Source organism: Streptomyces sp. NBC_00887, from assembly GCF_045207585.1.
This window is the reverse complement of sequence record NZ_CP108788.1, coordinates 980,411-992,849: the sequence shown is the minus strand read 5'-3', so window position 1 is coordinate 992,849 and position 12,439 is coordinate 980,411. Positions and strand designations below refer to the sequence as shown.

8 protein-coding genes are annotated in these 12,439 nt (G+C 72.0%); 4 read left to right on the top strand and 4 right to left on the bottom strand.

Annotated elements, in window-relative coordinates; translation table 11 throughout:
* Positions 1-9: 9 nt before the first annotated feature.
* Positions 10-3,177 (bottom strand): ATP-binding protein, encoded by a 3,168-nt coding sequence (locus tag OG844_RS04515; protein ID WP_406388242.1) that lies wholly within the window; start codon positions 3,175-3,177, stop codon positions 10-12.
* Positions 3,178-3,339: 162 nt separating this feature from the next.
* Between OG844_RS04515 and OG844_RS04510 the strand changes: the two genes are divergently transcribed.
* Together OG844_RS04510 and OG844_RS04505 are read left to right on the top strand one after the other, a co-directional pair.
* The gene (locus tag OG844_RS04510) at positions 3,340-3,468 is read left to right on the top strand and encodes a hypothetical protein (protein WP_406388241.1); all 129 of its coding nucleotides are present in this window, start codon (positions 3,340-3,342) and stop codon (positions 3,466-3,468) included.
* Positions 3,469-3,586: 118 nt separating this feature from the next.
* Positions 3,587-4,234, top strand: a complete 648-nt coding sequence (locus OG844_RS04505; protein WP_406388239.1) for a hypothetical protein — start codon at positions 3,587-3,589, stop codon at positions 4,232-4,234.
* Between the two features lie 43 nt (positions 4,235-4,277).
* Here the strand turns inward: OG844_RS04505 and OG844_RS04500 are convergent, their stop codons facing one another.
* Together OG844_RS04500 and OG844_RS04495 are read right to left on the bottom strand one after the other, a co-directional pair.
* The gene (locus OG844_RS04500) at positions 4,278-6,536 is read right to left on the bottom strand and encodes a HelD family protein (protein ID WP_406388238.1); all 2,259 of its coding nucleotides are present in this window, start codon (positions 6,534-6,536) and stop codon (positions 4,278-4,280) included.
* Positions 6,537-6,707: 171 nt separating this feature from the next.
* Entirely contained in the window at positions 6,708-7,520 is an 813-nt protein-coding gene (locus OG844_RS04495) for a peptidoglycan DD-metalloendopeptidase family protein (protein WP_406388236.1), read from the bottom strand.
* 184 nt (positions 7,521-7,704) lie between these two features.
* On the opposite strand from OG844_RS04495, the gene OG844_RS04490 reads away from it, so the two are divergent.
* Positions 7,705-8,784, top strand: a complete 1,080-nt coding sequence (locus OG844_RS04490; RefSeq protein WP_406388234.1) for a GH25 family lysozyme — start codon at positions 7,705-7,707, stop codon at positions 8,782-8,784.
* A gap of 117 nt (positions 8,785-8,901) precedes the next feature.
* Here the strand turns inward: OG844_RS04490 and OG844_RS04485 are convergent, their stop codons facing one another.
* Positions 8,902-9,864 (bottom strand): hypothetical protein, encoded by a 963-nt coding sequence (locus OG844_RS04485; protein WP_406388233.1) that lies wholly within the window; start codon positions 9,862-9,864, stop codon positions 8,902-8,904.
* A 239-nt stretch (positions 9,865-10,103) separates the two neighbouring features.
* Here OG844_RS04485 and OG844_RS04480 point away from each other — a divergent pair, with 239 nt between their 5' ends.
* Positions 10,104-12,371, top strand: a complete 2,268-nt coding sequence (locus OG844_RS04480; RefSeq protein ID WP_406388231.1) for a heavy metal translocating P-type ATPase — start codon at positions 10,104-10,106, stop codon at positions 12,369-12,371.
* Positions 12,372-12,439 lie beyond the last annotated feature (68 nt).

The following is a 12,439-nucleotide window of genomic DNA, read 5'->3' as shown; positions in this document are numbered from 1 at the left end:
AGCGCCGACTCACCTTCCTGGGGCCGGAATACCCATGCGCTCCCTCGGCCGTGACGGTTGCGATCCGTCCGCCTGTGCGGCCCTGGCGGCGACGAGCTCCTGCGCCAGCCGCCGCATCCCCTCCAGTATCTGAGGGTCACGCGCCAGCGCCCCCGTGTCGGCACACTCGCGCAGCGCCTCGTCCGCCTCCGCCAGCCGCCCGCAGCGCAGCTCGACCTCGGCGAGCCCCACCAGCGCGTAGGGCAGCACCCACGAGGAACCGAGTGAACGGGCCAGCCGGACCGCCGCGTTCGCCAGTGCCGTCGCCCGCCGGTGATCGCCCACCAGTAGTTCGGCGCCCGCCAGATTGCTCTGGTCGAAGGCGAGCACCGTAGGGTCCCCGGTACGCCGGGCGACCGACACCGCGCGCCGTGCGCAGTCCCGTGCGGCCTCCGTCCGGCCCTCCTCGCGGGCCAGTTCACCCACGACGGAGAGTGCGCTGGAGATCAGCGCCGCATCACCGGTCCGCTCGCCGGTCAGCAGTGCCGCCTCGGCCGCCCCGCGGCTCTCGCGTACCTGCCCGGAGGTGAGCAGCGAAGCGGCACGGATCGTGAACAGGCGGGACAGCAGCGGATCGCGGTCGTCCTCGGGCAGCCGGGCCGCCTCCAGCTCCGCCCGGCGCAGCGCGGCCATCGTCCCGTCGGGCCGCCCGGCGTAGAAGCTGAGCGCGCCCTCGGCGAGATGAAGACCGACCCGGTCGGCAACCGTGGACCGCTTCGGCGAGGGCGCCTCACGGAGCACCGCGAGACCTTCGAGCGGGCGCCCGGCACGTCCGAGCACCTCGGCCAGGGACACCGCGGCACGGAGCGCCCCGGCGTGTTCGGCGGCCGACGCCAGATCGCGGAGCGCACACCGCAGTACCTCCTCGGCCTCCGGATACCGTGCCGCGCGGCGGAGCACATTCCCCCAGGCGAGCCGCGCCTCGGCGGCCGCGACGCTGTCCGTGGCGTCGAGTTGGGCCACCAGTTCGCGGTAGTAGTCGCTTGCACTGTCGTTGGCGTACAGGGCGGCGGCCCGGTCGGCGGCGGCCCTGAGGAAGACAGGTGCTCGTGAGTCGTCCGCCACCGACATGTGGAAGGCGAGGGTGTCGACGGCATCGGGACGCAGCCCGAGCACGGTGTCGGCATACGCCTGATGGAGGCGACGTCGCGCGGCCCTGCTGAGCTGTTCGGCACACGCCAGTCGTACCAGCGGGTGTCGGAACGCGTAGCCGAGGACCTGACGGCCGCCGAGGACCACATCGCGCTCCTCGACAATGCCGGAACCGGCTGCCGCATCGAGCGCCGCCACGACCTCCGCCCCGTCCAGCGGCGGATGCAGCCCGGCGGAGGTGACGGCCTGGAGCTCGGCGAGCGAGACCGCGGTGCCGCCCGCCACGGACAGGGCCACGAGGGTGCGCCGGGCGTCCCCGGGGAGCCGGGCCAGCCGTCCGCCGACCAGGCGCCGGATGCTGTCCGGGACGGCGTCCGCGGCCGGTTCGGCGGTGGTGCGGTGGCGGGGTCCCATGCGTTCCAGGTCCGATTCCGCACTGGTGGTGAGTTCCAGGGTGAACAGCGGGTTCCCGAGCGACAGCCGGAAGATGCGTGAGGCGGTACGGCGGTCCTCAGCCGGCCCGCCGCGGCCGGCTGCCGCGGCGGCGAGTCCCGCGCAGTCGGCACGGCTCAGACGCAGCAGGTCGACCTCCATCGCCATCCGCTGCCGCAGGATGCCGTCGAGCACCTGCCGCCGCACGTCGTCCGGATCGAGGGTGTCGTCGCGGCAGGTGGCGATGAACCTCCATCGTCTGGCCTGCGCGGTCCGCACCAGGTGATGCAGCAGGCTCAGCGAACCCGGATCGGCGGCGTGCACATCGTCGAGGACGACGAGGACCGGCCGGGTGGCCGCAAGGTCGGTGAGGACACCGGCGACGGCCCGGAACAGCCGGGCGCGCTCCTCCTCCGGGCTGGCGGCGGCCGGCGGCCCGCCGCCCAGGGAGGGCAGCAGGGCGGCGAGGCCGCTGTGCTCGGCGCTGACCCGGGAACGCTCCTCGGCGCTGCAGCCGGCGAGGTGACCGTCGAGCGCGTCGGCGAACACCCCGTACGGTGTCTGCCCCTCCGCCTCGTGGCTCGTGCCCCAGAGCACGCACACACCCTGCGCCGCCGCGCAGCGCGCCGCCTCCGCGACCAGCCTGGTCTTCCCGATCCCCGCCTCACCGCGCACCACGACGAGCGGGGTGTCGCCCGCCGACGCCGAGGCGTGCTCGGCGAGCAGCGCCAGAGGGCGCTCGCGGCCGAACAGCGGGAGCCGTTCGGGACGTCGGATCGCGGGTGGCAAGGGCGTGGGCTCCGGCGCGGTCCGGGCGACCGGCGCCGTGCCGAGAGCATCCAGTGCGGACAGGGCGGTACGGTGCAACGCCTCCAGCGCGGCACCGGGACGCACCCCGAGCTCATCGTCGAGCGCCTCACGGCAGGCGTGGTACTGGCGGATGGCCTGCCGCGGCCTGCCCATGTCGCACCACGTGCGGGCCAGCAGCAGGTTCAACGGCTCGTCGGCGGGCGAGCGGTCGACCGCGTCCCGCAGCACACCGATCGCCGCCTCGGTGCGACCGTCGGCCAACAGCCGCTCGGCCAGAGCCGGTACGAGCCGCTCGCGCAGCACCTCGATGCGGCGACGGCGCTCCCCGGCCCAGTCCGCGTACCGGTCCTCCGGCAACAGCTCGCGGTCCAGGACCTGCAGTGCCTCTCCGATCACGTCGGCGTCCCCCGAAGCGAGCGCGGCGCGCCCGGCCTCCTCGGCCCCGTCGGCGTCGACCCGCACCCGGTCCGGCGCCAGGAACAGCAGATCGCCCTCCGCGATCAGATAGGAGGAAGGAACCCGCGGTGCCAGCTCGGGCTGCAACGCGTGGCGGGCGGCATGCAGGGTGACGCGAAGATTCCGCACCGCCGTGTCCATCGGGGCGTCCGGCCACAGCAGATCCATGACCTCCTCGCGGTGGCGGCGCAGACCAGGAGCCACCGCCAGCAGCTTCACCAGGGTCTGCGCGGTGCTGCGCCGCCACCGGCGGGGGATCGCCACGCCGTCGTCGCGGACCGCCGCGAACCCCCCGAGGAGGTGCAGGGACAGCATCGGGGCGCGTGAGAGTTCGGCCGGTACTGGCATGCGCACACCCCAACGATCAAATGGCACCTGTACGGCTGCTGTGTACACGGCCGCCGTTACTGGGGTGTTACAGCGGGCGGGGCCTCCCGTTCCTGCTGGTTTCGCCCACCCGCGCAGACCGGGAGCCTGAAGCCGACCGTGCCGGAACAGGGAGGGATTGTGATGTCCGAAGCGCTGGGACTGACCGATGAGGAGACCCGGATCTATGCAGAGCTCGTACGGCAGGGGCCCTGCCGTGTCGACCGGTTGCCCGCGCTGACAGGACTGCCGCCCGAGCGGATCGAGGTGTAGCCGACCGGTCTGGCGGCGCGGGGCCTGCTGACCAGGACGGAAGGTGAGGGGCCCCGGGTGATCGTCTCCCCGCCGGACATCGCGGGCGAAGTCCTGCTGCGCGATGCAGGAGTTGCACGTGGCCCGCGCGGCCATGGGCCGGCTCGCCGCCGCGTACCGAACGACCGCGGAGCAGCAGAGGACCGACTCCGTGCCGGTGGAGTTCATCCCCGGCGCAACGGTCGCCCAGCGGTTCGACCAGCTCCGGAGCAACGCGCGCAAGGAGGTCCTCGTCTTCGGCATCCCGCCGTACGTGTCCCGCGCCGCCGGCCTCGACCTGCTCGCCAACGACCGTGAAATGGAACAGCTTTCGGCAGGGGTGCGCTACCGGACGGTCTACGACCGCCGGGCACTGGAGAGCCCCGGCGGTCCGGGCCGGATCGGCCGGTACGTCGACGCGGGGGAGGAAGCACGATCAGCACCCAGGCTTCCAATAGAGATGGTGATCGTCGACCGCGAACTGGCGATCCTGCCCGCGCCCGTCGACGGCCCGGGCACGCAGAGCGCCTCCGTCCTGGTCCGCCCCGGCCCGCTCCTCGAGCGGTGCATCCGCCCGCCGTCCGCCCGTGCCAGGGCCTTGAGCAACCGGCGCGCACCGGGCCGTGACCACCGCGCGGCCGGGGCCGTCTCACCGGCGCGGTCCACCCGGAAGCCGCCGAGCACCCTGATGGTGACGATCTCCACCGCTGACGGAGTCACCGCATTCCCTCCGTACGCCGGACCATGATGCCGCGCCACGGTAGGAAGCCCTCATTACCCGCCCATACCCATTACCCGTTAGTGCCCGCGGCTGCCGGGGCACTGCCCGGCGGCGGCGTCGTCAGCGAAGCCGGCAGCTCTTCACGGTGGACGATGCCCAGGCGCTGCGTGGCGCGGGTCAGTGCCACGTACAGGTCGCTGGTCCCGTACCTGGCGGGCTCCACGACCAGTACATGGTCGAATTCGAGCCCCTTGGCCTGGCGCGGGTCGAGCAGCACCACCGTGCGGGTGAGATCGGGCTCCTCACCGGCCGTCACACCGTCCAGCCGGGCAGCGACCTCCTCGTGGAGCGCCGCAGGCGCGATCACCGCGAGTCGTCCCTCCTCGGGCATCAGCTCAGCGACCGCGAGCGCCACCGCGCCCGCCAGATCCTCGCCGGCGTCGCGCGTCCAGGGCGCCTCACCGGTGGACCGCACGGAGCCGGGAGGCTCGAACGACGGGTCCACGGCCCGTACGACACGGGCGGCGAGCTCCATGATCTCGGCAGGCGTACGGTAGTTCACGCCCAGCCTGACGTGTTCGTAGCGGTCACCGACGTACGGCTGGAGGATCGTGTCCCACGAGCCGACCCCGGCCTCCTCGGAGGTCTGCGCCGGGTCGCCGACAAGGGTCAGCGAGCGTGTCGGCGAACGGCGCATCAGCAGCCGCCACGCCATGGGCGACAGCTCCTGCGCCTCGTCGACGATGATGTGCCCGAACGCCCAGGTCCGGTCGGCGGCGGCGCGTTCGGCCGCGCTGCGGTGGTCGGCCTCCTCCTGCCGCTCCGCCATGCGTTCGGCGTCGATGATGTCGTGGGCGGCGAGGATCTCGGACTCCTCCTCGTCCTCGAACTCGTACGTCTCCGAGCCCCGCGACATCTCCAGGACGGCCTGCGCGTACGCGATCCGCTCCTGGCGCCCTGCCTCGGCGGCGGCCCGATCGGCGCTGTCGTCCGCCCCGAGCAGTTCGGCGGCCTCGTCGAGCAGCGGGACGTCGGCGGGGGTCCACTCCCCGTCGCCCGGCGCTCGACGGATGGCGTCGGCGTCCTCGTCCGGCACGTACACGGGCTCGGCCAGATAGTCCGTCAGGAACTCCTCCGGGGTGAGCTCGGGCCACAGCGCGTCGATGGCGGCGTGCACCTCCTCACTGACGGCGACGCTCTTGCCCAACTGGGCGAAGTCGTCCGGGCCGAGGAAGTTGGGGCCGCCGTACGGGTCCGCACCGAGGCGCTCGCCGAGCTGCGCGGTGAGGGCGTCGATGATCCGGAAGGCGAAGTACGGGCGGGCGAGGTTGTGCGGGAGGCGGGTGTCGCGGGCCCCCTGCCGGGCCTCGTAGGCGATCTCCCAGTCGAGGACGAGGTCCCCGTCGTCGTTCCGGATGATCAGCGGGGCGCCGGGCTCGGGCAGCTGCTGCCGGTCGCGTACGGCGAGGGCGAGCGCCTCGGCCATCGGTTCGCCGCCCTTGACGGCGGCGGCGCGCGGGGCGTCGGTGCCGCGTGCGTGGACGCCCGGGAAGAGTTCGGCCTGCGTGGAGAGCAGGACACCCGTCTCGCCGAGCGCGGGCAGCACCTCGCCGATGTAGCGCAGGAAGGCGGGGTTGGGGCCCACGATCAGGACGGCACGCTTGGCGAGCAGCTCGCGGTGCTCGTACAGGAGGAAGGCCGCCCGGTGCAGCGCGACAGCGGTCTTGCCCGTGCCCGGGCCACCCTCGACGACGAGTACACCGCGGTGCGGGGCGCGGATGATCCGGTCCTGCTCCGCCTGGATGGTCCGCACGATGTCGCCCATGCGGCCGGTGCGGGCGGAGTCCACGGCCGCGAGCAGCACGGCATCGCCGCTCGGGTCCTCGAAGCCGGTGCGCTCCCGGTCCCCGAGGTCGAGGACCTCGTCGTGCAGTTCGGTGACGACGCGGCCCTCGGTGGTGAGGTGCCGACGCCGGCGCAGCCCCATCGGTGTGTGCCCGGTGGCGAGATAGAAGGGGCGGGCGACCGGCGCACGCCAGTCGATCAGCAGGGGAGTGTGTTCGGTGTCGTCCTCGCGGATCCCGATCCGGCCGATGTGGTGCGTGTCGCCGTTCGCGAGATCGATGCGCCCGAAACACAGCGAACCGTCCACCGCGTCGAGGGCAGCCACCAGACCCGAGCGTTCCGCGACGCGGACATCGCGTTCGAGGCGCGCCTGCAGGCCGGTCCCGACCGGCGTCAGCGCCTCCTCGACGGCGTCCGAGGCGGCCCCGCGCAGCACGTCGACACGGTGATGGAGCCGGTCGACGTATTCCTGCTCCTTCTCCAATTCGACGCTTTCCCGATTTGACAAAATGGCTCCCTGCCGGATACTGTGTTTCTGGTAGGCCCCCTGTGCGGGGCCTTTTCTGTGGGCACACAGAAGAATTCAATATACGTGAGAAAATCCCCGATCCGCAATTGCGGACCGGGGATTTCCTTGTGCGCCGAAGGGGGTGGGTCAGTCCCAGCGGTCCTGGTTGATGAAGTGGCCGAAGCCCCGCCAGGAGTTGGGTCCCATGGCCCCGTCGATGGGTCCGGTGTAGCCGTTGGCGGCGGCCAGTCGTTGGACCGCGGCCCAGGAGTTGGGTCCCATCACGCCGTCGATGGGTCCGGTGTAGCCCCAGTTGCGCATGTTCCTCTGGAGCGCGGCGTATGTGTTGGTCCCGGGGACACCGTCGATCGGGCCGGTGTAACCGGACTCGATCCGCAGCCAGTTCTGCGTCCGCTTCCACATGATCGGACCCGGAATACCGTCCTGCTCGGTCGTCGACTTCGGCAGCCCGCCGCCCCCGCCCAGGTAATTGAGCGGGTTGACCCGGGTGCCGCCCGGGGTGATCAGATGCCAGTGGACGTGCGGTCCGGTTGAGCTCCCGGAGCCGGGGGCACCGACGGCACCCCCGGACCGTCCGACGATGGCGCCCTTGCCGACCGAGGTGCCGTTGGCCAGCAGGAACTGCGACAGGTGCATGTACTGCGTCCGGTACCCGTCGCTGTGGGTGATGGTCACCGTGTGTCCACCCGTGCCGTTGTTCGGGATGTTGGTGACGACGCCGGCGCCGGCGGCGGGCAGCGCAGTTCCGACGCCCATCCCGTAGTCGAGCCCGCCCAGGGAGCCACTGTTGAGGTGATCCTGCCAGGTACCCGTCATCCGGTAGCCGCTGAACGGGTTGTAGATGTCCAGGGCGTGGGCGGCGGTTCCCGAGAACAGTACGCCGCCGGCGGCCAGGCCGAGCGTGGTGACCGAGCCGCGCAGCAGGGTGCGGCGGCTCATCTCGAGCCGTGGCCGATCCTGCCGGCCGTCGTCAGGCCGATGGTTCTCGCACACAGCAACTCCCTTGTTAATACGGCGACTTGAGCTGGCGGAGGAACGCGGCACCACGGTAGCCTACGCGCATAGATATTGATAAGAACATGTCACGTTTGCCGCTGTGAGCCCCGCCCCCACCGGAGGAAGCATGCGCAGGAGAACCTTGATCCGTGGCGCCGTCGCGACGGCCCTGGCCCCGGCCGGCATCGTCACGGCCGCCCGCGCCGCGGCCACCACCGGGCCGGCTCCCGCTGCCGACGTGCAGGGCGTGGACGTCTCGAACTACCAGCGCGGCATCGACTACGCCCGCGCCGTCGGGGAAGGCCGTAGCTTCCTCATCGCCAAGGCCGGAGGGTGCCAGCTCGCCGAGGGCCCCTACGTCACGTCCTCCTACGCCGGCCATGTGGACGGCGCCCGCGCCGCAGGTCTGCGCGTGGGCCACTACTGGCTGTCGGGGGACTTCCTCACTCCCACCGCCGCCGCCGACTACTTCGTGGACCACCTCCACGACTACCGCGTCGGTGACGTGCTCGCGCTGGACGTCGAGGTGCTCGACGACTCCACCCGGCTGTGGAACGACACGGATGTGTCCGCCTGGTTCAACCGCGTACGGGAACGGGTCGGCGCCTACGTGCCCTGGTTCTACATCAGCGCCGGTGCGCTGCGGGCCGGTACCTGGAGCCGCACCGTCGCCGCCGGCGCTCACCTGTGGGCGGCATCCTGGGGGTCCGACAACGGCACCTATCCCGGCGCACCGGACCTCGGCGGCCGCTACCCCGCCTGGGCCGCCCACCAGTACACGTCGGTCGGATCCGCGGGCGGAGTCTCTCCCGTCGACCTCAACCTCGCCCGCTCCTGGGCCTTCGACCTCACGGAGCCCACCGACCCGCCGCCCGGAGGGGACGCGCTGCCGAAGTCGACGACCGAGCAGGACGGTATTCCGGGTCCGATCATGTGGAAGCGGACGCAGAACTGGCTGCGGATCGAGTCCGGTTACACCGGCCCGATCGACGGTGTCCCCGGGACCAACACATACGCCGCGCTCCAGAGGAACATGCGCAACTGGGGCTACACCGGACCCATCGACGGCGTGATGGGACCCAACTCCTGGGCCGCGGTCCAACGACTGGCCGCCGCCAACGGCTACACCGGACCCATCGACGGGGCCATGGGACCCAACTCCTGGCGGGGCTTCGGCCACTTCATCAACCAGGACCGCTGGGACTGACCCACCCCGGTCAGGCCGCGGTCCGGGCCGCCGCGCCGTGCGCGGGCATCAGCACGCCCCGCTGAGTGCGCACCACTTGACCCGAGCCCGTGGCACCGCCTCCGAAATGACCCTGGTTCAGTGCGTGTGGCCGCCGTCCTCGTGCTCCGTCGTGGGCTCGGCGGGCCGGGGGGTGAACGGCGCCGCTCCGGCCCGGACCGTGAAGGCCGCGGTGCGGACCGTGCCGTTGTGCTTGAAGTCCAGGAAGAGGCGGTAGGTCCCGGAACTGGGCGCCGTCGCGGTGAACGAGACCTCCGGACCGGTCTCGGTGCTGCCGTCACCGGGCTCCCCGGTCGGGTGGACGTGCAGGTGGGCGAGGTCACCGGCGCGCAGGGCGACGAGGTGTCCGTAGGCGGCGAGGTGGCGCTGGAGGTCGGTGACCGGGCGGCCGCCCCTGCTGACGTCGAGCCTGAGGTCTTCCGCGGCGCCGGGCCGAAGCGTCCCGTTCAGGGTCACGGTGTAGCCGTCGACCGTGGCGGTGCGGGACGGCTTGGGGAGCTCGGCGGGCTTGTAGGCGCCGGACACGGCGAGGTCGGCGCCGAGAGTGAGGTCGGGGGCGTTCCTCGCGCCGGGGGTGAAGTCCGCGAAGACCCGGTAGTCACCGGCGGCAGGGAGGGTGACGGGGGTGCTCCAGGTGCCGTCGGCGGCCCGGGTGGGGTGCAGGTGCCGATAGGTGGCCAGGTCACGTGAGGCGAGGATGAGGTGGAGTTCCTTGTCGTGCTCGCGCTGGTACGCCGTGACCGGCCGACCGGGCCGGTCGCGTACGGCGAAACGCAGTTCGCCCTCCTGTGCCGCCTTCAGGCGCGGGGTGAAGAGGTCGAGGGTGTAGCCGCCTTCGGAGATCTGGAGCCCTCCGGGCGGTGATGGCGCAGGGTCGCTGCCGTCGCCACTTCCCTCCGACGCCGTGCTGTTCATGTGGTCGGCCTGCGGGGCCGGTTCGGTGCCGCCCAGAGGGCCGACGGTGTTGCCGAGGCCGTAGGCGGCGCCGAAGGACACAGCGAGTGCTGCGGTGAAGGACGTGATCCTCCCGGCGGTGTTCATGGCTGCTCCTTGTCGTCCGGGCGGGCTCCGGGGCGGTGCCCACCGTCATCAGGCTATACCCCTAGGGGTATACGCAAGGCCCCGCGCCGGCTTGCGCAAGATACGGGAGGGGGGTATACCTGGAGATCTTCAAGGTACCCCATGGGGGTATCAGGATCTCAAGGGGGAGCCCTCGCACCCCGGCCTCCGTCGACCCGTACTTCCGGCCCGGGCCCCCCGCCGAACGTAGGAGCAGCCACATGACCACCAGGACGCCGGGCGCCGCCCGGGTAGAGCTCGCCATCAGCGGTATGACCTGCGCCTCGTGCGCGGCCCGCATAGAGAAGAAGCTGAACCGCATGGACGGGGTCGAGGCCACCGTCAACTACGCCACCGAGAAGGCGAAGGTCACCCATGGCGACGACATCTCGGTCGAGGAACTGATCGCCACCGTAGAGGCGACCGGCTACTCCGCCCAGGTACCCACCCGGCCCCGGACCGGCAACGACGAGGACGCCGCGAGCGGCATGAGCGACGACGAGCGTGCCGACAACGAGCTGAGGCCGTTGCGTCAGCGCCTGGTCATCGCGGTCGTCCTCGCCGTACCCGTCGTCGCGATGGCGATGATCCCCGCCCTGCAGATCGAGTACTGGCAGTGGCTCTCGCTCACCCTTGCCGCGCCCGTCGTCACGTACGCGGCCTGGCCCTTCCACCGCGCCGCCCTCACCAACGCCCGGCACGGGGCGGCCACGATGGACACCCTGATCTCCGTCGGTACCGGCGCCGCCTTCCTGTGGTCACTGTGGGCGCTCTTCCTCGGAACGGCCGGCACACCGGGCATGACGCACCCCTTCGAGTTCACGATCGCCCGCACCGACGGCGCGGGGAACATCTATCTGGAGGCCGCGGCGGGTGTCACGGCCTTCATCCTGGCCGGCCGGTACTTCGAGGCCCGCTCCAAGCGCAAGGCGGGTGCCGCTCTCAAGGCACTCCTGGAGCTCGGCGCCAAGGAGGTGACCCTCCTGCGCGGCGGACTCGAAGTCACCGTGCCCACCGCGGATCTGCGGGTGGGCGACCGCTTCCTGGTCCGTCCCGGGGAGAAGATCGCCACCGACGGCACCGTCGTCGAGGGGTCCTCCGCCGTGGACGCGTCGATGCTCACGGGGGAGTCCGTACCCGTCGAGGTGTCCGTCGGCGACACCGTCACCGGGGCGACGCTGAACGCCGGGGGCCGGCTGGTCGTCGAGGCCACCCGGATCGGTGCCGACACCCAGCTCGCCCGCATGGCAGCGCTCGTCGAGGACGCGCAGAACGGCAAGGCCGCCGCCCAGCGCCTCGCCGACAGGATCTCCGCGGTGTTCGTGCCGGTCGTCATCGGGCTCGCGCTCGCCACGCTCGGCTTCTGGCTCGGCAACGGCACCGGCCTCACGGCCGCGTTCACCGCCGCCGTCGCCGTCCTGATCATCGCCTGCCCCTGCGCACTCGGCCTGGCCACCCCGACCGCCCTCATGGTCGGTACCGGCCGTGGCGCCCAGCTCGGCATCCTCATCAAGGGCCCGGAGGTACTGGAGAGCACCCGCAGGGTGGACACCATCGTCCTGGACAAGACCGGCACCGTCACCACCGGGCTGATGACCCTGGTCGGCGTGCGCACCGTCGGGGACACGGACGAGAAGGAGGTCCTGCGTCTCGCGGGCGCCCTGGAGCACGCCTCCGAGCACCCGATCGCCCGAGCGATCGCCACCGGGGCAGTCGCGAAGGCCGGTGCCCTGCCCACCCCCGAGGACTTCGCCGGCGTCCCCGGCCTCGGCGTGCAGGGCGTCGTCGAGGGCCACGCCGTTCTCGCAGGCCGGGAGAAGCTGCTCATCGAGTGGGCCATCGACCTGCCCGAGCAGCTCAGGAGGGCCAAGGACGACGCCGAGAAGGCAGGGAGGACCGCCGTGCTCGTCGCCTGGGACGGCGAGGCGCGTGCGGTCCTGGAGGTGGCCGACGTGGTCAGGGAGACCAGCCCCGAGGCGATCAGGCGGCTGCGCGGACTGGGCCTGACCCCGGTGCTGCTGACCGGCGACAACAAGGCCGTCGCCGAATCCGTGGCCGCCGAGGTCGGCATCGGCGACGTCATCGCCGAGGTCATGCCCGAGGACAAGGTGGCCGTCGTCAAGAGGCTCCAGGCGGAGGGCCGCAGCGTGGCGATGGTCGGTGACGGCGTCAACGACGCTGCCGCACTCGCCCAGGCCGATCTCGGGATCGCGATGGGCACCGGTACCGACGCCGCCATCGAGGCCGGCGATCTGACCCTCGTACGGGGAGACCTGCGGGCCGCAGCCGACGCGATCCGGCTCTCCCGCAGGACGCTCGGCACCATCCGCTCGAACCTGTTCTGGGCCTTCGCCTACAACGTGGCCGCCCTGCCGCTCGCCGCCGCCGGACTGCTCAACCCGATGATCGCCGGAGCGGCCATGGCCTTCTCCTCCGTCTTCGTCGTCGGCAACAGCCTGCGCCTGCGGGGCTTCCGCGCCGCGGACTGAGCCGGGCACGGCGAGAATCGGCACGGTCCCGCGCGGACCGCGCCGGGAGAGCCGGGAACGAGGCCGGA